Source organism: Anabaena sp. PCC 7938, from assembly GCF_049315035.1.
Lineage (GTDB): Bacteria > Cyanobacteriota > Cyanobacteriia > Cyanobacteriales > Nostocaceae > Anabaena > Anabaena cylindrica.
The window spans coordinates 732,508-755,824 of sequence record NZ_CP186034.1 but is presented as its reverse complement, the minus strand read 5'-3'; the positions used below and the strand labels follow the sequence as shown (position 1 = coordinate 755,824).

The 23,317-nt window shown below is 39.0% G+C and carries 16 protein-coding genes and 2 pseudogenes; 4 read left to right on the top strand and 14 right to left on the bottom strand.

The genetic code is table 11. From position 1 onward, the window contains the following. Window positions 1–18 precede the first annotated feature (18 nt). On the bottom strand, window positions 19–654 hold the full coding sequence (locus ACOWPH_RS03700) for a class I SAM-dependent methyltransferase (protein ID WP_015214052.1): 636 nt from the start codon (window positions 652–654) through the stop codon (window positions 19–21). A gap of 67 nt (window positions 655–721) precedes the next feature. Here ACOWPH_RS03700 and ACOWPH_RS03695 point away from each other — a divergent pair. Both ACOWPH_RS03695 and ACOWPH_RS03690 read left to right on the top strand, forming a co-directional pair. After that, window positions 722–2,135: pseudogene (locus tag ACOWPH_RS03695) on the top strand (lysophospholipid acyltransferase family protein). 267 nt (window positions 2,136–2,402) lie between these two features. Next, entirely contained in the window at window positions 2,403–2,753 is a 351-nt protein-coding gene (locus tag ACOWPH_RS03690; protein WP_015214050.1) for a hypothetical protein, read from the top strand. An 88-nt stretch (window positions 2,754–2,841) separates the two neighbouring features. Here the strand turns inward: ACOWPH_RS03690 and ACOWPH_RS03685 are convergent, their stop codons facing one another. Then, window positions 2,842–3,828 carry a hypothetical protein gene (locus tag ACOWPH_RS03685; RefSeq protein ID WP_015214049.1) on the bottom strand — a complete coding sequence of 329 codons (987 nt, stop codon included), beginning with the start codon at window positions 3,826–3,828 and terminating at the stop codon, window positions 2,842–2,844. 483 nt (window positions 3,829–4,311) lie between these two features. Here ACOWPH_RS03685 and ACOWPH_RS03680 point away from each other — a divergent pair, with 483 nt between their 5' ends. After that, window positions 4,312–4,548, top strand: coding sequence for a hypothetical protein (locus ACOWPH_RS03680; protein ID WP_015214048.1), 237 nt, complete (start codon window positions 4,312–4,314; stop codon window positions 4,546–4,548). 121 nt (window positions 4,549–4,669) lie between these two features. On the opposite strand, the gene ACOWPH_RS03675 is transcribed toward ACOWPH_RS03680, so the two are convergent. Beyond that, complete coding sequence (locus tag ACOWPH_RS03675; RefSeq protein ID WP_015214047.1) at window positions 4,670–5,335, bottom strand: purine or other phosphorylase family 1; 666 nt, start codon at window positions 5,333–5,335, stop codon at window positions 4,670–4,672. Between the two features lie 37 nt (window positions 5,336–5,372). Here ACOWPH_RS03675 and ACOWPH_RS03670 point away from each other — a divergent pair, with 37 nt between their 5' ends. Continuing rightward, the gene (locus ACOWPH_RS03670) at window positions 5,373–7,103 is read left to right on the top strand and encodes an asparagine synthetase B family protein (protein WP_015214046.1); all 1,731 of its coding nucleotides are present in this window, start codon (window positions 5,373–5,375) and stop codon (window positions 7,101–7,103) included. A gap of 133 nt (window positions 7,104–7,236) precedes the next feature. Here ACOWPH_RS03670 and ACOWPH_RS03665 read toward each other — a convergent pair whose 3' ends face one another. The 11 genes and pseudogenes from ACOWPH_RS03665 to ACOWPH_RS03615 all read right to left on the bottom strand — a co-directional run bounded on the left by ACOWPH_RS03665 (window position 7,237) and on the right by ACOWPH_RS03615 (window position 23,286). Continuing rightward, a complete protein-coding gene (locus tag ACOWPH_RS03665) occupies window positions 7,237–13,782 on the bottom strand; it encodes a DUF4347 domain-containing protein (protein ID WP_015214045.1) in 6,546 nt (2,181 codons plus the stop codon). Window positions 13,783–13,963: 181 nt separating this feature from the next. Beyond that, window positions 13,964–15,256 carry a hypothetical protein gene (locus ACOWPH_RS03660; RefSeq protein WP_015214044.1) on the bottom strand — a complete coding sequence of 431 codons (1,293 nt, stop codon included), beginning with the start codon at window positions 15,254–15,256 and terminating at the stop codon, window positions 13,964–13,966. Between the two features lie 8 nt (window positions 15,257–15,264). Further along, window positions 15,265–16,482, bottom strand: coding sequence for a diaminopimelate decarboxylase family protein (locus tag ACOWPH_RS03655; protein WP_015214043.1), 1,218 nt, complete (start codon window positions 16,480–16,482; stop codon window positions 15,265–15,267). Continuing rightward, complete coding sequence (locus ACOWPH_RS03650) at window positions 16,452–18,152, bottom strand: asparagine synthetase B family protein (protein WP_015214042.1); 1,701 nt, start codon at window positions 18,150–18,152, stop codon at window positions 16,452–16,454. Before ACOWPH_RS03650 ends, ACOWPH_RS03655 begins: the two co-directional genes overlap by 31 nt. Window positions 18,153–18,154: 2 nt before the next feature. Continuing rightward, a complete protein-coding gene (locus ACOWPH_RS03645) occupies window positions 18,155–18,772 on the bottom strand; it encodes a hypothetical protein (protein ID WP_015214041.1) in 618 nt (205 codons plus the stop codon). 201 nt (window positions 18,773–18,973) lie between these two features. Then, window positions 18,974–19,735: a phycobilisome rod-core linker polypeptide gene (locus ACOWPH_RS03640; RefSeq protein ID WP_015214040.1), complete on the bottom strand. Its 762-nt coding sequence runs from the start codon at window positions 19,733–19,735 to the stop codon at window positions 18,974–18,976. 122 nt (window positions 19,736–19,857) lie between these two features. Next, window positions 19,858–20,602: pseudogene (locus tag ACOWPH_RS03635) on the bottom strand (phycobilisome rod-core linker polypeptide). A gap of 35 nt (window positions 20,603–20,637) precedes the next feature. Then, window positions 20,638–21,477: a phycobilisome rod-core linker polypeptide gene (locus ACOWPH_RS03630; RefSeq protein ID WP_015214038.1), complete on the bottom strand. Its 840-nt coding sequence runs from the start codon at window positions 21,475–21,477 to the stop codon at window positions 20,638–20,640. A 37-nt stretch (window positions 21,478–21,514) separates the two neighbouring features. Then, on the bottom strand, window positions 21,515–22,117 hold the full coding sequence (locus tag ACOWPH_RS03625) for a HEAT repeat domain-containing protein (protein ID WP_015214037.1): 603 nt from the start codon (window positions 22,115–22,117) through the stop codon (window positions 21,515–21,517). Between the two features lie 81 nt (window positions 22,118–22,198). Continuing rightward, on the bottom strand, window positions 22,199–23,029 hold the full coding sequence (locus ACOWPH_RS03620) for a HEAT repeat domain-containing protein (protein ID WP_015214036.1): 831 nt from the start codon (window positions 23,027–23,029) through the stop codon (window positions 22,199–22,201). 11 nt (window positions 23,030–23,040) lie between these two features. Next, a complete protein-coding gene (locus ACOWPH_RS03615) occupies window positions 23,041–23,286 on the bottom strand; it encodes a phycobilisome linker polypeptide (protein ID WP_015214035.1) in 246 nt (81 codons plus the stop codon). Window positions 23,287–23,317 lie beyond the last annotated feature (31 nt).

Below are 23,317 nucleotides of genomic sequence, written 5' to 3'. Positions count from 1 at the left end.
CGAATTACGAATTACAAATTACGAATTACGGCGAAAAACTAGTGACAGGTTATTTGCTGGCATTTGGTAAGTTTTGTGCAAGGTCAAATTTTGGGCATTAGCGGCTGCAACAACATCCTCTAAGTTACGCACTCCCCATTCTGGGTTTTGTGCTTGTAATGACTCATCAAAAGCCTCGTTACTAGGTGCTGTATGTTTGCCGTTTTGTTTGTATGGGCCATACAAGTAAAGGATACCACCTGATGGCAGAATCCGCCCAGCACCAGCCATGAGTCCTAAACCGGCTGACCAGGGGGAAATATGAATCATGTTAATGTTGACAATGGCGACAATTGGAGAATTTGGTAATTTTTCTTTTTCCACTGGCCAAATTGGTTGACTAGCATCAAGTTCCAAAGGTGGGTAAAGATTATCACTTTTGAATTCTTCTGCCCAAGCCTTAATACTGTCGCGTAATATGGGGTTAGGGTCAGAAGGTAGCCATTGACGGGGTTTGAGGCTAGGGGCAAAAAAAACAGCGTGTTCTCCTGTGCCACTGGCGATTTCCAAAATAGTGCCACTTGCAGGTAATACTTGTAAAAGCACCTCTAAGATGGCCTCGCGGTTGCGTTGGGTTGCTGGTGCAAATTGTTTTTGGTCTGGTGATGTGTTCATCTAAATTCCTGAAAGGTGTCAAAATCAAGTAAAGTCCTATTCGTCGCCACATCTGCGGGAGAAAAAATTGCCTAAATCAATTCATTCCACCCAACCACCACTCAAATTCATTTCCCCACGTTTTAACCCCTTGATACTCAAGATTACTTCTTGGGTTCTTCCGTTCATTCTCCAGGTGAGAACTAGACCTTGGCTACCAGCTGGTATTGTGAAGATTGAAGCCAAAAATGCTGAAGTATTAGCCAAATTATACCAAGAATTTCAAGCAGGGAAAATTCGTTTTATCATCGCATTTCGTCACCCTGAAGTAGAAGATCCTCTCTCTATGTTTTATCTACTATCACGCATAGTTCCCAAGGTAGGGCGTGAAAAAGGGATTTCTCTACAATACCCAGTACACAGTCATTTTATGTATGAACGGGGAATGACGCTATGGGCAGGAAAATGGTTAGGTTGGTTGTTTTCTGGGCTTGGTGGTGTACCTGTTCGCAGAGGGAGACGAGTAGACAGAAATTCTATTCAAATAGCGCGGGATTTATTGGCTAATGCTAAATTTCCGATTGCGATCGCACCAGAAGGAGGTACAAATGGTCATAGTAGCATTGTTAGCCCTCTAGAACCAGGTGCAGCACAGTTGGGTTTTTGGTGTGTGGAAGATTTACAAAAAGCTAATCGGGAAGAAAAGGTTTTTATTATCCCCATTGGTATTAAATATAGTTACGTTAATCCACCTTGGCAAAAAATAGATTGGCTGTTATCTAAATTAGAAATTGATAGCGGTTTACCAATTCCAGAAATTAATTACACTGGAAATCAACTAGAAGAATTATTATATCAACGTCTTTGTCGTTTGGCTGCATATCTAATCGCGGAAATGGAAGAATTTTATCGCCGTTTCTATCATCGAGATTTACCAGAAATTATACCAGAAGAAACAGCGACTAGCAATGAAATCTTAATTACTAGATTACACCGTTTAATGGATACAGCTTTACAAATTACAGAACAATATTTTAATGTTCAAGCCCAGGGTAACTTATATTGATAGATGTCGTCGTCTAGAAGAAGCGGGTTGGAATTACATTTATCGGGATGATATTGCCGATATTGGAAGTTTACCACCTCTCAAACGTGGTTTAGCTGACTGGGTAGCAGAAGAAGCAGATTTGAGAATGCAACACATGAGAATTGCAGAGAGTTTTGTCGCGGTGACTGCTAATTATATTCTAGAAAAACCGACTGCGGAAAGGTTTGCAGAAACGGCATTATTAATGTTTGATATGTTGTCTCGTATTCAAGAATCTACTTTACCAGGAAGACCACGTTTAGGTTTGAAACAGGCAATGATTATTGTTGGTGAACCAATTTCTATAAGTGAACGGTGGGAGAGTTGCCAGGGAAATAAACAAGCGTTGCGAACAGGTGTTAGTGATTTAACCAAAGATTTACAAATTGAGTTGGAGGAATTAATTAAGGATTGAAAAGTATATCATAGCCCCCTCCACGAAATAGCGGGGTGGGGTTCTTATATCTCACTCATCTGCAAAAAATAACTTATTCCCTGAATTCAAATTAGCACTCTCAGCCTACAAGTGCTAATTTATGAATAAATTTTAAAACCTGTATTTGAGGTTGTAATTCTACATTTTTATAGTTATAGTTGAATGTAGTAGAGCAATATTACCGAAGTAATTTCTTCCTTAAACTCAGATTTCTGTGCCATTAAACAACACGTTTGGAGGTCTGGAATGACATATTCTTTTGACATTGTAGGGGTATCTCCAGTTTTGTACTTTTTCAATCATCAACAGCAGAGTTGGGAAAAAAACCAACCGGAAGGTGTTGAATATTTGGGAACCCAGACTTGTACGCTAGATGCATTTCTAGAGTCTGTGGAATCGGTTCCACCCATTGGGAGTTGGAATTTAGATCAAGTACTAGACACGGTAATTCAATTTTGGGTGAACAATGCAGAAAGTATTCAATATTGGCAAGCAAGGTTAAAAGATGCGGGAAGAGATAATTTACTAGTAGCTAGAGTTGCAGATATCAAAGCTTTACAAGCTGAATTTGAATCTCTGCTAGGTAGAAATTGGTGAATTTATTCCATTTTGGATTTTAGATTTTAGCTGGGGAATTTCTCTGTGTGTCTGAGTTCTGTTGCCATTATTTTTTAAATTGGTGAACTTAGTCATTTTCCAAAGCTTTGAGAACTTTTAAATATACGTCTTCTACTTTTTTGGCTTGTGTTGCACCACTGGCAGCATAATGAGATAATCCAGGAGAGCCATTTACTTCAAGCAGTGTGTAATCTACTATTGGCTGTGTGATGTCGCTAGTAATTATATCCACACCTGCTAATCTTAGTCCCATGTCTTTGGTAATATTGATTGATAATTTTTGAAATTCAGCATGGATAGTTTCAGTATAATCTACTGATTCACCACCACTCGATAAATTAGCATTATCTAAGAGATATACAATAGTATTTTTGGGGATAATACTTTCCAAACTTAAATTCTGTTTTTGTAATTTTTGATGAATTCGGAAATCATTAAAATCAATAATTTTTTTTCTCCCATGCTGGATAAATTTTTCTTGCTTGTGGCGCATAAGTTGGAGAATATTAGATTTACCATTACCTGTGATAGATAAAGGAATTCTTTGATAAGCTGCCATGATTTCATTATCTAATACCACTATTCTATAGTCATTACCGCTATAAAATCTTTCTACAATTAATCCTGAGTTATTTGCAAGAATCTTCTCTGCTACTTCGTAGTATTCTGCTTGATTATCAACTTTGGTTACTAATATTCCTTGACTGAGATTCAGAGGCTTGACAATTAATGGAAATCCCAGTTTATTAGCATAATTAAAACCATCATCAATATTTCTAGGGTTAGATAATTTATTGCATATTTGAGCATTAAAAAATGTTTGTCCCTCTGGAACTCGATATCCAAATTGCCTGAGAAAAAAGTTAGAGTATGCTTTATCTTTAGCTAAATGTGCTGAACCAAAGCCGTTAATATTTAATTTGTTAGAACTAAAACATGATTTTTTTCCATTTTTAAATGTAATATGTCCAACTAATTCATATTCTGGTTCTACTAAGATTACTGCTTCTATTTGAGATGCTACTTTTTGCAGTATTGATGTTAGTAATGCCATTTTCGTTTACCAAATTTATGGGTACGTAGTTATTTTACCCAATTCAGTCTTATTTGCATAAGTCTTGGTAGATAAAATACAAAATTATGGTGACTTATACTGAATAAACTAGGAAGGTATATTTTTTTTAGTTCTAAAAGTTACAAATTTAAATTGATAAAAGCTACTGGTATATTACTGATTTTTTTCTAATCTGCTCTACAAATAATACCAATACTGAGATTTTTTTCACATTTTAATTCAGATTGCCAGAGTCTGTAATCTTTGTTAGTGGAGTTAACTTAGTTTGTGTATCGTGACAACTCTATAAGCTTCATTCCTCTCAGTTTTGTTGCTTAATATGAGTCATGTTGTTGCACTAAGTATTGACAATCCAAGAATTATGTAATAACAAGGTGGCATCATCAATTAAAGGCGCTAGTATTATCCCCCCTAAGAGACACACTAACGCCAGTCACTAAATTTCATACGGATAATATAATCATGCCACAAAACACAGATTACAAAGATACCAAATCAGAAAATCAGGCAATTACTTACAGAAATCGGCTGAATGGTTGGGCTATAGCTCGTATGGTAGCAGATCAGCAACGGGTGATTGTGGCGAGATTCCGTAGCCGTTCAGATGCAGATGGTTATATTCGGCACTTGCGCGAGCTGACACCTACTGCTTCTTTTGAGATTGTTTTTGATTCTCAACGTGACGAAGTTGTAATTTAGACTTTTAGTTATGGATACTGTTGACGAATTCAAAAATGGTTGATGTTTAGAACCTGAAGTCGGATAATAAGGCTTCTAGACTTTTTTGAGATTCGTCAACGGTGTTTCATTAGTAGTAATTTCACTGTGTTAGTAAACGGGAAGCGACTTTCTCCAATACTTTGAGTCCTTGTAAGGAACCGCTAATCAATCGAGTAGCTGCTAAGGGTTGACGGATGAATGCCCAGGTTAGGGGTAACGGTTGGAGAGAACCATCGGCTGCGATCGCTGATGTGAGGTTAGGTATATCATGGAGAGAATCGTCGCTGACGACTCGCAGCATGGCTACTGATACCCCAAGGGGCTGGAAAAACTCTAGTACGGCTAATCCTTCCATATCGACAACATCAACACCAAATTTTTGATGTAAATTACGTTTTTCTTCAGCAGACGAAATCATGCGATCGCTTGTTAGTCCCTTCACAAAATATACTTTACCCTCAATTTGGCGATGTATCTCTCTGGAGTAGGTAAAATCGCACTTTTGTATATTTTCTTGATCAACACAATCTCGATAAAAAACAACATCACCAACTCTGTGACGCTGATTTAAACTCCCACATAAACCCATCAGTAGCACTCGCTGATTTAAATGTTGGCAATTTAAAGCTAAAAATTGACGTAGTGGTTGCACACCCATCGGAATTGCTATCACCTGGGGTTGAGAAGCCTTAACACGACTCAAACCGCGACAAACGGCTTGGTATTCTGCTCCTTGAGGTACTAAAATTGTGTGAATCAGGTGCATATTTTCAATTATCGGGAACAAGGTAAATCTATATCCGATGCTATTTAATTTTTTAAAACCCCCTAAATCTGTTATTTCAGGTGTGGAAATAAAGCCTAGTTGGTGTGTAGGATGGGGCAGGTTAGGAAGTTTAACAGAAGATGTAATTTGGCAAGATGAGCAATTTGCAGTTATTTCTGCACCAGCACACTTGGCAATTAGTCCGACAAAAAGATTTGTGGTAGTTGGGGATGTGTGGCTAAGTAACCGGGGTGAATTACTGCGAAAATTGGGAATAGAGATTAATGATCATTGCACTAATCAACAACTGGTGGCACAACTGTGGGAAAAATACGGTTCTCAGTGCTTAACCCTATTAGTGGGGATGTTTGGGCTAGTAATTTGGGATTGTGAACAACAGATATTGTGGTTAGGGCGCGATCGCATCGGTAGCCAAACACTATATTACACCACCACTGGTTTAACTCGCTGGATAGCCCCAAAATTAATAACTCTAAACCCTTTTCACTCTAATGATTTAGATTTAGTAGCATTGCGAGATTACCTTTGTTGCGCTTTCGTCCCCGGAGAAAGAACACTTTGGCAAAACGTCAGAGAAATGCGTCCCGGAACCTTAATGCAAATGCCAACAGAGCGAATTTATCATTATTGGCAACTACAAGAACAGATTACAGATAGCAATCAACCTTTAGAATGGTATAGTACAAAACTGCGTTCTTTACTTGAGCAAGTTGTACAAGAATATTTACCACAAAATGAACCTATAGGAATATTCTTATCCGGTGGTTTAGATTCAAGTAGCATTACAGCATTAGCCGCAAAACTTCATACTGCACCAGTTCATACTTATTCAATTTATTTTGGTACAGAAACTGCAAATGAATTAGAATTTTCTAATTTAGTTGCTCAACATTGCCAAACTCAACACCACATTTTAGAAATCACCTTCCGGGATATGTGGGAACGTCTACCAGAAACAATGGCTTACTTAGACGATCCTATCGGTGATCCTTTAACAGTCCCAAACCTATTATTAGGAAGAATGGCAAGGGAAAATGTACAAATTACCCTCAATGGAGAAGGTGGAGATCCTTGCTTTGGTGGCCCTAAAAATCAGCCCATGTTAATTAATAGTTTATATGGTTCTGTTAATAAGCAAGATTCTTTGCAAGCATATTTATTTTCTTTCCAAAAATGTGCATTAGATTTATCACAACTTTTAAAACCAAAAATTTGGCAAAGTCTTAAAAATGAACCATCTATATTTTCTGCTGACTTAAATTCCAATGCCAATTATTTGAATAGATTAATGGCATTAAATATTAAATTTAAAGGTGCAGATCAGATTTTAACAAAAGTCAATAACTTAACTCAAGCCGCAGATTTACAAGGATTTTCACCATTATTTGATCAGCGAATAGTAGAATTAAGTATGCAAATTCCCCCTGAATACAAACTTTCAGGAGTAGAAGAAAAAGCCGTACTCAAAAAAGCAGTTAGCGATATTTTACCAGATACCATTATTCATCGTCCTAAAAGTGGCATGATGGTTCCCGTACAACTAGGATTTAAAAAATATTGGCAACGGGAAGCTAGGACATTGTTGTTAAATAGAAATAGTGCGATTTCACCTTATATTAATCGTGATATTTTGAGTAACTGGTTAGATTTCAAAGGAGACGTTTGGGGAAGATATGGTGTTAAACTATGGTTATTGGTAAGTTTAGAAATTTGGTTACAGGTAAATAAATCCGTATTCAAAAAATAGGCAACCATATCACCAGTTTCTTTTCATTAAAGTCATATTTTATAAAATCATCAAAAAAGAAGTAGGGGATCTTAACTACAAGATAAACCAGACCCCTGACTTCTATTAATTAAGTCCTAATTAAAGGTTTACTCTAGCTAAACAAGAAATTAGCACCAAACAAATTGACATTGACATCACTAGCTGTAAAACCAGTAGTAGAATACAAAGTCATTAATAATTGACCTGTAGCAGTACCAGAAATACCATCACTAACACGCATTTCTGTATTAGAACCGATAGTGATCACATCAATATTAGTAATGCCAGTAAATTGTAAGCGATCACCACCCACATCTAAACCACCACGCACAAACTGATAGACTTTATCAACCCCATCACCGAAGCCATAATTAACAATATCTGTAACTCCATCATTTAAACCCAGATTGAGGGTGTCATTACCTTTACCTCCGGTGAATTGGTCTGCACCTGTTAATCCTGTCAACGTATCATTACCTAAATCACCAATGAGAATATTGTCCCCACTATTACCTGTAATGGTATTGTTGAGAGCATTTCCAGTACCATTGATAGCAGTCGTACCCTGTAATGTGAGTTTTTCGACATTACTAACTAAGGTATAGCTGACAGTGCTATAAACAGTATCTGTACCCTCATTCAGTAACTCAGTAACAATATCCCCAGAATCATCAACATAGTAGATATCATTACCTACACCACCAATCAATGCATCTGCACCTGTTCCACCGTTCAAGGTATCGTTTCCAACTCCATCAATGAGAGTATTATCAACACTATTACCTGTAATAGTATTGTTCAGTTCATTTCCGGTTCCATTGATAGCAGTTGTACCCTGTAAGATGAGTTTTTCCACATTACCAGTTAATGTGTAGCTGATAGTGCTGTAAACCGTATCAGTACCTTCATTTAGTAATTCAGTAACAGTATCCCCTGCATTATCAACATAATAGACATCATTACCTAAGCCACCAATCAATGTATCTGCACCTGTTCCACCACTGAGAATATTAGCTGCAATATTACCTATTATGCTATTGTTGAGCGCATTTCCAGTGCCATTAATAGCAGTTGTACCTTGCAAGATGAGGTTTTCGAGATTAGCACCTAATGTATATTTGATAGTGCTATAAACCGTATCTGTTCCCTCATTTACTAATTCAGTAACGATATCTCCGACATTATCAACATAATAGACATCATTACCTAAACTACCAATTGATGTATCTGCACCTGCACCACCGTTAAAGGTATCATTTCCAGATCCACCTTTAATATAATTATTGAGGCTATTTCCGGTAAAATTCACACTACCGACAAAACTATTGAAATCAAAAACTTCAAAGTTTAATACGGTAGTCCCAGTTATATTTAACAATTGATTTGTGAAATTATTTAAATCAATTGTTAGACCATCAGTTACAGATCCTCCACTAACAATTAAGGTATCTGTGCCAGCATTACCATTGATTGTGTCATTTTGTTGTAAGTTATCAAAGGTACTATTAATACTATCATTGCCTCCAACTGCATCAATGATATCTTTTTCATCTGTAGTGTTAAAGCTTTCATTAGCAGATGTACCGTTAATAACGGTATCAAGGTTATTAATAGTAATAGAAAAGCCTTGATCAAAAAATAATCCTTGTGAGTCAGTGGTACGAATGATGAGGTTATAACTGGGTGTGTTTTCGTAGTTCAAAGCACCATTGACTAATAACTGATTCCCGACAATTTGAAACTGGCTGTAAGTAGTTTCTAAGGAGTTATCAGGTAAGACAAATTGATAGGTGTGAGCATCACCTAAATCAGCATCACTAGTACTCAGATTACCAATTAATGTTCCCACTGCTGAATTTTCATCAACATTGCTATTACTAATAGTCAGATTAGTTGGTGCATCGTTAACATTAGTAATACCAATGGTTAATTGTTTTTCTGAGAATAATCCACCTTGATCTGTGGTACGTACCCGAATACTATAACTATTCTGACTTTCATAATCAAAAATAGCATTAGATTTGAGTTGATTACCACTAATAGTAAAGAGAGCATTATCTGTTGATCCTGTACCAGCGACCAAACTGTAAGTAAAGGTATTACTTGCATCGGGATCAGTAGTATTTAAAGCCCCGATAACTGTACCAGTTGCCTGATTTTCCGCAACGTTGCTATTACTAATAGTCAGGTTTGTAGGGGTTTCATTAACATTGCTAATGTTAATTATTAACTGTTTTTCGTAGAATAAACCACCTTGATCCGTGGTACGTACTCGAATACGATAACTATTCTGTCCTTCGTAATTAAAGCCGGCATTAGATTTAAGTTGATTACCACTGATACTAAAAAGCCCGTTATCTACTGAACCTGAACCGCTAACCAAGCTATAGGTAAAAGTATTACCAATATCGGGGTCAGTAGTGGTAAAATAACTGATAATTGTACCAACAGCTTGATTTTCAGCAATTATGCTATAGCTGAGATTAAGGCTGATAGGTGTTTGATTGGTAGTAGAGCTACTACCGCCAAAATAGCGCACTAGGGCAATATCGTCATTAGCACCATTCGAGGTATAGCCCCCAACGACAATATTACCATCTGCCTGTAATGCTAAAGTTTTGCCGTAGTCGAATCCGTTACCATTGATATTAGTAGTAACAATGCCATCGCCGTCAAAGCTCGTATCAATAGTACCATCAATGTTATATCGGATTGCTAGTAGGTCACTGTTAGCAGCAGCGATATTGTAGACAGTACCCGCTAGGATAATCTTGCCACTTGATTGTATTGCTAGGTTAAGTGAAGAGTAAGTATTACTGTAAGCGTAGTTGATATTGGGTTGTGTAGTAACAATCCCATCACCACCACCAAAGCTAGTGTCTAAAGTACCATTAGAATTGTAGCGGACTAGGGCAATTTGCAGACCACTAAAATCTGTCCAACCAGCGACTAAAATTTTTCCATCTGCCTGAACGGCAACACTTCTAGGATTCTCAAAACCACCTAGATTAGTAATGACTTCTCCAAAATTGCCAAAACTATTATCGATAGTGCCATCTTGCTTGATTCGTTTCAGAACAATGTCATTGCTATAGCTGCGACTGACAACCAAAATCTTATTGTCGCTTTGCAGGGCAATATAATTACTGATTTCGGTACTGGGCAAATTAGTGAAGACTCTGCCAGTGCCACCGCCAAAAGTATTATCAATTACTCCAGTGGCAAGATAGCGAGTTAACAACACCTGACCGTTGCTCTCACCTGCTACCAAAATCTTGCCATCTGTTTGTACAATCAAGTTTCTGGCATATTCATTACCGCCAAAATCAAACACTGCTTTGCCAAAATTACCAAAGCTAGAGTCGATACTACCATTGGAGTTGTAGCGTTCCAAACGTATATCTTGGTTGCTACCGTTGCCATTACCGCTCAAGACCAGGATTTTGCCATCAGACTGAACTGTTACTGCACTAACGACGAAGCCGCCTCCAATATAGGGAACTGAGCCATTTCCACCAAAGCTAGTATCAACAGTACCATCAAGATTGTAGCGAATTAAGGTATTACCACTAGAGGTACTTGCCAAGACTACTAACTTACCATCAGATTGTACTGCTAGACTCTCAGCGCGTTCATAAAAGCCAAAATCAGTTGTTACCTTGCCATCGCCACTAAAACTAGAATCTAGTTGTCCAGGTGCGCCACCAGTACTACCACCAGCACCCAAGTAACGCACTATGGCAATATGATCACCAGTACCATTGTTGTTATTAGTGCTGCCAGCTACCACAATATTGTTATCTGCTTGCACTAATAGACTGGTAGCTCTTTCATAAGTGTTATTACCTAAGTTACTAAGAACGATGCCATTACTATTAAAACTGTTATCCAGGCTACCATCTGAGTTATACCGCACTAAGGCAAAATCGGTATTGTTCCCATTGTATGCAGTAGTCCCGATCAGAATTTTGCCACCCGATTGAAATGCCAAACTGACATTGTTGGGGCCAGAAGTCCCGTAGTAGTTATTGAGATTAAGTGGGGTAAGAACGATGCCGTCACCACCACCAAAGGTAGTGTCCAATGCACCATTGGCGTTGTAACGGACTACGCCAATTTGCTGTTGTCCACCGCTGTCAGTCAAAGTGGCGACGACAATTTTGCCATCGGCTTGCACAGCTACGTTGGCTTTGTTATGAAATCCACCGAGATTAGTGTTGACTTTTCCGTAGTTACCAAAATTGGTATCAAGACTACCATCTGCGTTGAGGCGACTGAGAGAAATATCGTAGCTATAAGTGTAACTATTGTAACCGTTACTAACTACGACAATTTTGCCATCGGTTTGCATGGCAATATAATTTGTAACATCACCGTTAGATAGAATACTTGTAACTTTACCAAAGTTACCAAAGGTAGTGTCAATTACTCCACTGCTGAGATAGCGAGTAATTATGACTTGACTGTTACTATCTCCAGCTACAAGAATTTTGCCATCTGACTGTATGATTAAGGTCTTGGCATTTTCGTAACTACCAAAATCTATGCTTGCTTTACCGTAGCTACCAAAATTATTGTCGTAGCTGCCATCAGCGTTGTACCGCGTCAGCACCATATCATAGTTGCTACCGTTGTCATTATTGCTCAAGACGAGAATTTTACCGTCTGACTGTAGCTTCACACTGACGGCATTGCCTAAGCCTGTTCCTGTGTAAACTCTGCCTGTTCCAAAACCAAAGCTATTGTCAATAGTGCCATCTGTATTATAACGGATTAAACTATCACCATAGGTAGATATATGTGCTAATACAACTAGCTTGCCGTCTGACTGCATGGTGATGCTTCTGGCTTCTTCATATCCACCAAAATCTGTAGTAACGATACCATCGCTACTAAAGCTAGTATCTAGCTGTCCGCCGCCATTGATACTACCTGATAAATAACGCACAACAGCAATATTGTCGCCGTTGTAGCTAGAGGTACTACCAACTACGACAATATTACCGTCTGCTTGCAATGCCAAAGCTGTTGCTCTGTCGTAACTATTGTTATTTAAGTCATTGTTAGCAATACCATCGCCATCAAAGCTAGTGTCAAGTGTGCCATCGGGTTTGTAGCGAACTACGACGATATTATCGTTACTGTTGGTATATGTGTTTGTAGCAACTACAATCCTACCGCTTGTATCTACTGCCAAGCTCAGATTGTTCATGCCATAACTGTAAGAATTTATTGGGGTGGTAACTATACCATCACCACCACCGAAAGATGTGTCTAATGTGCCATTTATGTTGTAGCGAACTACCCCAATTTGTGTTTGACCACCCATGTCAGTCAAAGCCGCGACGACAATTTTGCCATCTGCTTGTATAGCTACGTTGACCTTACTTTCATAACCACCCAAATTGGTAATAACTGGTGCGTAGTTGCCAAAGCTATAATCTACAGTGCCATCTGAGTTGAAGCGTGTTAGATAAATATCATTGTTTCCGCTGGAACTATTGTAGCTGTTGCTGACTGCGACGATTTTGCCATCGGCTTGTAGGGCAATATAATTTGTAACTTCACCATTGGGGAAATAAGTATTAAGTTTACCAGCGTTACCGAAGCTAGTGTCAATTACTCCACTGCTGAGATAGCGAGTGATGACGACTTGACCGTTACTATCTCCAGCGACAAGAATTTTGCCATCTGGTTGTACGATTAAGGTCTTAGCATTTTCATAACCACCAAAATCTATAGTTACTTTACCAAAGTTACCAAAGGGGTTTGGGCTACCATCAGTGTTGTAGCGCGTCACCACCATATCTTGGTTGCCACCGTTGTAATTATTGCTCAAGACGAGAATTTTACCGTCTGGCTGTAGCTTCACACTGACGGCATTGCCTAAGCCTGTTACTGTATAAACTTTACCCGTTCCGAAACCAAAAGTATTGTCTATTGTGCCATCTGGGTTGTAGCGGATTAAAATATCTCCTCCAGATGTCTGTGCTAGTACCAATAGCTTACCATCTGACTGAACTGTTACGCTTCTAGCTTGTTCGTAACCGCCAAAATCTGTAGTAACGATGCCATCGCCGCCACCAAAGCTGGGGTCTAGTTGTCCATCTGCTAGTACACCTTGATAATTTGCCATTACCTCTGGCTCAAAAGCTAACTGAATCGCCATTGGTTCAGTGGTTTTTTCTAGTTTCCAGTTTCCTCCTAGTGCTGCATTTCCAGTGCGAGTAGTAGATGCAGCGATTTTTGCGCCTGTGGTTTGGTGTAGTTTGGTGATAAATTCTTCACCAGCATCTCCAGCAGCTACATTACAGCCATAAATGAGGATAGATACTGGTTTCCAAGTTTGCAGTTTTGCAGCGTAGTTATTGAAGTTATCTAAATTGAGTTGACTATTACCTAAATATAAACATCCTGGAGAACCGTGGGAAACAATATGAAGTGTGGTGATTCTCTGGAACTGTTCTAAAATTTCTGTGATTTGCTGAATTCCGTCTTTTTCTGGGTTAAGAGCGATTGCTGTTATTTCCTCTTTAACGCCTGATAACAAAACCGCAGAGTCTTGTAGACCAGAATCAATTATAACTAGAGATTGGCTGTCATCGTTAGCATTGATCAAGGCGATCGCTTGGGAATCAAGTAGATGAGACGGCATCATGGAAGTTCTGTATAGGAAATGACTTTTAATCAGAATTATCTTGCTTATACACAGATAACAACATCAGTACATTTGCTAGTACATACTTGTATGTCCTCCTAAAAGCCTTAGTATTAATACTGAAAATCAAGAAAAGAACACTGATAAAATAGCCTGGATTGTATATAGCAATATATTTTATTCAACCAAAACTTTCCACCATATAAATATCATTTCCTGAATCACCAATTAAAATCATACTACTATCATCACTTTCTAAATTGAGACTTCCAGAAATACCACTTCGCAGCACTTTAATCAACATTTGCGGAGTGAAAGATTCCAACTCTACAAAATTACCGGCATCTAACCAAGCTAACTCTTCTTTAGATAAACTTTGACGAACCTCCAAAGGTAATTCTGTCGATTTTTTAGCTAAATTCTGCACAAACATTCCCCGCTTATTAGCAAGAATCTGACGTGGTAATAATCCCACATCAATAATTTTCACATCGCTGTTCAGAAACCAACTCTCACTAGTGCGGAGACGATGCACTAAACTCACACCTTTAGGACTACAATCATGGAGAGCAAAAACTTGTAAATCAGGGTTACGTCTTAGCATTTCCATTGTCGTGTTAAAAATGCTTTGAGGATAACCATTAATGCTGAGAATGGCACAATTATTTTCAAAGTGGAAGTTATTAGCGATTAATAATTGAGCAATAGTAGCACTATCACAAACAATTAACCTATCAAAACTGTAAACTGTAACATCTGGGTTAATAGCTACAGGTGTAATTTTCTCTTGTGGTACAGGTAAAACTTTATCAAGTGTACCATTAATTTGTTGCCATCTTTCTAACCAACTATCTAAATATGATTGAGTAATTAAAAATTCTTGTGGTAAATTTCCTACTTTCCCTAATTGTCTAGTTCCTAAGAATATTGACAACATTCCTAAAATTACAACAATAAAAAAGACAATAAAAGAATTAAATATAAACAAACTAGACGATATTCCTGCTACTAAAATTAGTATACCTATGAATTGTAATGATCTAGAACTTGCGTTACGACTAGCACTAGTTAATTTACTAGACTTAGTGTTATTAAATAAATAAAAAATTGTACCTGTTTGATAAAGTAAGTTAGCAGCTAGAAAAGAATTTGGTAAAAAAGCACTCGTCATTCCTCCAACAAAGCCAGTTATCCAAATATTTGAAAACAAATACATGGGGATAAATGAACTTGTTTTAAATCCTTTTTTACGGATACGATTATCTAAAAAATATAAAAATTGTTTGGGTGTAAAATATAAAGTGTTATTAGCAGAAATATCAGCTAATATTTTCGCAAACATAGGATCTGTAATTTTCACAGTTCCCATGCTTGTTGGTTCAAAAGCAAAAGGATGATTACATTGTTTACATCTTCCTTGCTTTGCTGTTCTGTCTTTGAGGTTATTATCAGTTCCGCAGTTAATACATTTCATGGTTTTGGTTATGGGGTAATAATTTGATTAGTCAGTAAAATGCTGTAATCTTCCCGCTTTCTAATTAAGCGATGTGTACTATTTTCTAATAAAACCTCCGCAGGTTTAGGACGATGTAAAAAATGTGAAGACATAGCATAACCATAAGCACCGACATCTAAAATAGCGATCATATCTCCAATTTCTAAAGCGGGAAGTTGACAATTTTTTCCTAAATAATCTCGTGAATAAGTTGTATTTCCACAAACATCAGTTATGTAAATTTCGGAAGTTGAATTTTCCCAAGTAACAATTTCCCGATAACCACCATGTACAGAAGGTACAGAAAGATTAGCAATAGTAGAATCAACACCAATAATTTGTTTTTCCCCTTGCCATTTCACAGATACAACCTTAGCTAACATAGTGGCACAACCAGCTATAGCAGCGCGTCCAGGTTCAATAATCAAATTAATATTTTCATCTAAATTGCCAATTCTCCTACTTAACTCATCTCCAAAAATTTCCCAATTAAAAGCCGCACCTTGACGATGATATGGATAACCAAAACCACCACCAAAATCTAAATATTGCCAATCTGGTAATTTTTTCGCAGTTTCTAAAATATTATCAATAACAACCGTAAAAGCATCTGTTGCATTAGTTCCCGTTCCCCGATAAAAATGTAAACCCGAAACTTTTAAACCTGCTGCATTAGTAATAGCAACAGCTTGGGAAAATTCCTCAGTACGCACACCAATACGACTATCTTCCAAAACATTCAAACGTAAACCAATCAGTAACTCCTCTTTCTCTCCGCGTCTCTGCGTCTCTGCGTGAGACAAAAAAACCTCACACAACAAACGTAACTGAGAAATACTATCTAAATTGAGAGTAGTCACACCCCAATCTAAAACCTGGGACATTTCCTCACGGTTTAAATTACTGCCACTATAAACAATATCACGAGGATGAAAACCCGCATTTAAACCCAAATAAATATCTCCTGGGGTATTAGCATGAAGTCCCCAACCAGCATTTTTAAATATCTTCAATAATGCAATATTGCCATTGGTTACACTGGCGAAATGAAACCTAGTGTGGGGATAATTAATAGCTTTAGTAATATGTAAAATAGTTTGACGTAAAATATCGCCATTATAAACATACAAAGGAGAACCGTAAATTTCCAATAACTCCTGAGCAAGGTTGAGTTCTAAATTTGGAATTGCTTGTAATTTTTCCATAACCAGCTAGGTAAGATAAATGGATGATTCCAAGACTTTGTACCTAATTTTTCACCAAAAACGTGATCACGCCAAAGTTGCCACATTACTAGTAACCAAAGACTCTCACCTACACGTCGTCCTTGAATTGCTCCTCCTAATTGTCCTGTAACAATTTGTGATGCAATGTCAGGGTAAAAAATATTTTCTGCCTTTAGTATACCTGGATTTAGCCAATTACCGATGTCATGCCAAAAATCATTTACACACCAGGAAGTTAAGGGAACACCCATACCCCGCTTTTGTCTCCAAACGATTTCCGGTGGTAGCCAATTTTCTACTGCACGTTTCAGGATATATTTTTCACAAGCACCGTGTAAACAGAGTTCACCGGATAGCTGAAAAGTCCATTCTGCTAAAATTAAATCACAAAAGAGCGATCGCACTCCCAACCCATGAGCAAACCCCAACGCAGTCGCACGAGGATGGATATTCTGCGCTCCTTTTAACATCAAACTGGCACGACGGAGGCGATGCAGTAAAGAAGGGCAAAAATGACTATCCAGAGCATCCAAAAGCCATTCCTGAGCATCTAAACCCTGAATCTGTGCATATACATCTGGCTGATAAACCTTCCCTTCATACCCCCAAAAACGGTGAAAAGTGCGGAGATATTGTTGAATAAAACCTTCTGTTTTATTGGGATGTTCCCCTTGATAAATACCCGCAGCAATCAGAGGCTTATTAGTCCAACCAGCAAATAATTGATCACCACCCTCACCATTAAAAATTACCTGAGTTTCCTGACTAGCAACTTGATTGAGGAGATATAAAGGAACAGTCACCCCATCACCAAAAGGTAAATCTAAAGCTTTAATAGTAGGAACAAGAGCATTTTTAATATTCTTGGGACTTGCCTCTACCTTAACTAAAGGAATATTGAGAAATTCTGCAACTTTTTCCGCATAAGGATATTCAGAAATACCAAACTTCCCAAAATCTAAAGTGTAAGCGCGAACCTTCACCCCAGCCTGTACCAACAAAGCCGCGACAACCGCAGAATCTAAACCCCCAGAAAGAAAAACCCCCACAGGTTCATCTGGTAAATCAGCAACTTGCTTTTCTGCCGAACTTTTCAATAAAACTTGTAATTGAGAAACTGCGGTATTTTCATCCTGAATATCCTCCTGTGATTCACACCATTGATAAATATTGCGAAATTGAGGAGAACCCACATCTTCCCAAACTACCTCAGTACCCGCAGCTACAGAAAACACCTCATTAACAGGAGTCAGAGGATTAGGAACATAAGAAAAACAACCATAACCATATAAACCCGAAATACTAACTTCCGGTTTTTCAATAACTTCTAAAAGTAATTGTAACTGAGAAGCAAACCAAATCACCCCACCTTGCCGAGTCCAAAATAAAGAAACCTTTCCAAAAGGTTCCCTACCCAAAATTAACCTATCTTCTTCTAACCTTACCCAAACATCAAGATGATCAAAAACCCCAGCCGCAGAAATACCCGCAATAGCATCTTCCAATAACGAAGCTACAGACTCACACCCAACATAAACAACATCCCAAACAAACTTTCCCTCCTCACCTTCTTTCTTTGCGCCTTTGCGCCTTTGCGTGAGCCTTTCTTGCCCATAACCCCAATACCCAATAAAATGATAGGAAAACATAACTATTGAACCGCAAATGTTTCATCGCTAATCTTCCTACCTTCGAGAAACATTTCCACCTTCCAGTCACCAACAGGTGCAGCAGAATTAATAGTATAACGACAGTAAGTATCCCAAGGAGAAGTTTTAACCTCACGGGTTTGATATTTATTTTGCTTAACAATTAGACCACTGGGGTCAATCCAATTACAAGCAAGAGATAGCTTTTTACCTATAGGTGCATCTTTCAAAGCCACACGATAAAAAACTTCTGGATTAGTTTGCCGAGAGATAGTTTGAAGATTAGCATTATCAGCTAAAGTAATACGGTCTTGTTGTGCAGAAACATTAGTTAATAAAGAAGTTTGCTGTTGATTAAAAAATATTGTTGATGCGATAATTGCTATAACAACCGCAACCACCCCAGAAATAATCAACTTATTTCGACGTTGCTGCACCTCTAAAGCTTGACGACGACGTAATTGAATCAAAGCTTCATCTAATAACTCTGGTGCTAAATTCAAATCTTGTAAAATTTCCCTAACTTGCTGTTGGTCAAGTTCTGCTTCTCGACGTAATTGCAGTCCTTGAACTTCAGCAATGATTTTATTTAATTGTTCTTGAGTAAGTCGCTGGTTCATGGGTGATATCACATTGAAATAAATTACCTATACTAACCCTAGTATGTTTGATAATTGCTCTTACCAATTACCAATTACCATTCAAAAGGTCTAGTTTTCACTTAACATCACACCTGGTCAACAGAAAACCTGCAAACCTGTTGTCATATTAATGTAAAAACCAGACCCAGTAGGAGATGTCACGTAATTAGACTATGAATCTTAGCGTCTACCACGATAAGGAACTGCATTCATGTAATCAATGTCAAATGCAGACAGTTTTTGTGCGTAGTTACCCTTAGCAGATACTGACGCAGCCAAATCTGCAAATTTGCGAGGATCGCCTTCTGCCATGCGCTTTTCTTTCGCCTTGCGGGTGTAGTATTTCTCCACAGTAAAGCGCCAGTCGGTTCTGACTGTACCTGCTGTTTCTTGGAAGTCTACACCATAGCGAGGAGTCACCAAGTTGTAGGGGCGACCTACTCCGCGCTTACGTTGGTAAGGTACAGTATTATCACCAAAGCTGTTGCTGTACTCTTCACTGTCTAGCAAAGCATCAACAAAGCCGCTAAATCCCTTAGTCCCAATCACAATAGACCAAGCAATTTCTTCTTCTTTGTTGTAAGCACAACGACCCAATAAGCGCTTGAGGGTGATGTCTACTAAACGGTAGTTGTTGTTAACAGAAACAACTAAACGATAGAAAGCCTCAGATTGGGCTAAACCCCGAATGAAGTCCCGGACTGAGAGAGAGCCATTTTTCAGTTGAGATTCTAGAGTTCCTTGACGGTTAAACTTGAGAATTTCATGTTCGCTGAAAACTTGGCGATAACTTGCCCAAATGATGCTTTGAATGTCAGTGTAAGAACTAACATCTTCTAAGCGATAGATATATGGAGTATCTTCATTTGTGTCAGCAACGCCGAAGCTGCTAACCCGGTGGTTTTGACTGCTGGGTTTGTATTGAAGTAATGGCAGTGCCATGCTGCGTCTTTCCTCTTGTTAATAAATTCGACTTTGAAAACGGAAACAGGATTGATTACTCAACTTCCTCATTCACGCTTTAACTATTTTCCCGCATTAGGTAACACACCTATTTACCAGATTTAGCGCAGAGGGAAACTGGCACTAGGACTGATAGAAACAGGAATACCTTGGGGTACTGTTTCCCTAGTGGTATCGGGAATTTTAATGTTAGCTGTGCTAACGGGTGTATAGGTAACAGTTCTGATACTAACGGAAGAAGCCATTTTCATGAAGTCACTAATACTACCGGGCTTATACCGTGCCTCTTCCAGTTTGTCACGCCAGTAGTTAGCGTAGCGTGGTGTTACCAAATTAAATGGTCTATCTTTATAACGTCGGCGTTGGTAGGGAACTATATTTTCACCAAAGCTGCTTTGATACTCTTCAGAATCTAGCAAAGCATCAACAAAACCATTACCAACCGACGGTAGCAATTTTGATTGACCAAGCGATTTCTTCATCTTTGTTGTAAGGCGCACGACCTAACAACCGCTTTAGTCCCAGTTCTACTAAGCGATAGTTGGAGTTAGTCTGAATTACCAAACTTTGGAAAGCTTCAGATTTAGCCAAACCTCGGATAAAGTCGCGCACGGTGATAGCTTTGTTCTTCACCTGCGATTCTAAATTAATCTGGCGGTAGAATTTCAGAATCACGTGTTCGCTGAACAACTGCCGATAAGCGGCCCAAATTAATTCTTCGACTTCACCACCCGCAGCAGAGTCTTCTATGCGGTAAATTTTGGGGGTGTCTTCGTTGGGAACTTCGTAACCAGAAACTCGCTGGTTCTGAGAACTGGGTTTATATTCTAGTAAAGGTATTGCCATATTTCAGGATTTTTGTGATTTGTGAGTTGTCAGTTCTAATTCATCTGGTTGCCAGGTATGTAGCGATAAGGCAAGGCAACTGCAACTGGTTTAATAGTTGGTTGTTCTGTACCTATTTCGCGGGTGGTGTTGGGAATCTCCATTGTGGTGATTTGAGAACTAACTGAGGCCATTATGCGCTGATAGTTACGTTCTGTGGTGATAATTTTCCCTGCCATGGCAAAGAAGTTAGCAGGAATTGCCTTCCGAATATCTTCTGTGGTTAGAGTTCCTGATGTACGGGTGCTGTAGAAGGAACGACCAGCCATTCCCCGGATGTTTTGGGTATCACGCCAATATTCATTGTATCGCGGATTAACCAGGTTAAAAGGTCTAGAACCGTAACGGCGACGTTGGAAAGGTACGATGTCATCACCAAAATTTTCCAAGTATTCGCTAGAGTCTAACAAGGCATCAATGAAACCATGTAAACCTTTGGTAGCAATAACAATAGACCAAGCAATTTCTTCGTCTTTGTTGTAAGCAGCCCTTCCTAAAAACCGCTTTAAGGTGATGTCAACTAAGCGATAGTTGGAGTTTGTGTCTGCTACTTGGGTGCGATACACATCTGATTTACCCAAACCCCGGATAAAATCGCGGACGTTAATTGCCCGATTCCGTAGTTGCGATTCTAAAAAGCTTTGACGATAGCTTTCTAAAATTAGGTGTTCGCTAAAAATCTGCCGATATCCTGCCCAGATAATGGCATCAATGTCTGCATCTGAGGTAGCAGTATTTAAGCGATAAATGGTTGGTGTATCTTCGTTGGGTACTTCGTAGCCATCTACCCGCTGATTTTGGGAGGAGGGTGAATATTCTAACAGTGGTATTGACATCTTTACTTTTACCTTTTTTTATGCTATAAAAAGCAACTTATTGACTATAAGCCAACTGAACGCGGGCGCGAACTGCCTTTTCAACATCAGTAGCCAGCATTTCTTGGAGTCTAGTCATGATTGACTGTCGTACTTCGGCAATTTTTGCTAAAGCTTGTAAACCGACAACGGCAGCATAACGAATTGACCAGTCTGTATCTTGGGAAATGAATAGCAGTGTATCTAAGGCGCGGTTGATAGCGGTGAGATTTTCGGGAAAATCTAACTTATGCCAGTGTAAGTTGCCGAGTCCCTTAGCGGCCGCACGGCGCACACTGGGGGAAAAGTCAGTGGCTGCAACTGTGATTAATACGTCTATTGCACGGGGATCTGCGATCGCTGCTAATGTGCGAATCGAATAAGCCCGTGCGCCATAGTTATAATCATCTATTTGATCGAGTAATTGGGGTACTGCTATTTCTCCCAATTCGGTTAATCCATCTGCTGCTACTACTGCGGCTGTTGGGTTGTTGTAACCGAAAACGGCAATTAAGGTGGAAATTGCGGCTGGATCTTTAGCTGCTGCCAAATTTTTAACTGCTGTCACCATTTGGGCTGGTGTTTCTGCCAAAGTGACAGCACGAATTAGTTCCTCAGTCATTGCTCAACCATCAATGATTAATAGTCAATAGTCATTGGTTGTTAATCATTTAAATAATGACTAATAACTAATGACTAATGACTATAAGAGTGAATCCATCAGGTTCATTACCCGGACTGCCTCATTAGAAACAGTCAAAGAATCTAACTTTTCTAGAAGTTGATGCTCTAACAATCCTTTGAGGGCTATGAGTTTGAAGCTATTTTCTGCTTTAGCCTGGGCGATCGCTTCTGCTGCTGCTAAATACCCAATTGCCCCTAAGTCACCCAAAACAACGCGACGCAACTTTAAATCACCTTCGTCCAACATTTTCACCAATAGCTCACCATAACTAGTGTCTTGTGTGAGTTGATACATGGCTCTAGCTGCGGAGCATTGTACTCGTGGGACTGAATGCTTTAAAAAAGGCTTAATTAGGTCGATAGCTTCAATTGCACAAAGCTCTCCCAAGGCTTCTAACACCGCTTCATAAGGCTGGGTGAGATGAGGACGACCAGGTACTTGCACGGCTTGGGCAACACCCCCATCTAGTAATTCAATCAGTGTTGGTATTGCTGTTGTGTCGCGCAACATTTCCAGAGATTGGGCTGCTGCTTCACGCACATAAAAATCAGAGCATTCCAAGCATTTAATTAGTGCTGGTACGGCTTTGGAGTTACCCAATTTACCGAGCGCCCTGGCTGCATTGCGTCGTAAGGGATAACCTCCAAGTTCTGTTTTGTCGGCTTCATCCTCTAACGCTGCTATTAGTGCGTCTACAGCTTCTGGCTGACTGACTCGAAACTTACCCAGCCACCAAGCAGCATAATAGCGGAGACTTAAATCTGATGATTGCAGATTAGCGATTGCTAGCTCTGGTGTTAGCTGTGGCCCGTGTTCGGCAGAATATTTTTCTGCACTGGGTTCTATCATTGCCAGGGCGTTTAGTTTTCCTCTGCTGAAGTTAGCGGCTCAATCTTGACGATTCTGCCACCTAGACGGGTAATCCGCTGCATTTCTTCGTTCATGCGTCCGTAGGGTACGGTAATAAATACGCTACCACTACTACGGATGTTAAATTGATTCTTGTCGGTTTCTTGATTTTGTCGCAAGCCTATAACTTCGTAACGAAATACCCGGCTTGCAGATGAAGAAACGCTACCAGCGCCAAGTGTGGTTTGACCGAACATGACTTCTAAATCTCCTCTTGATGAGTTTTGC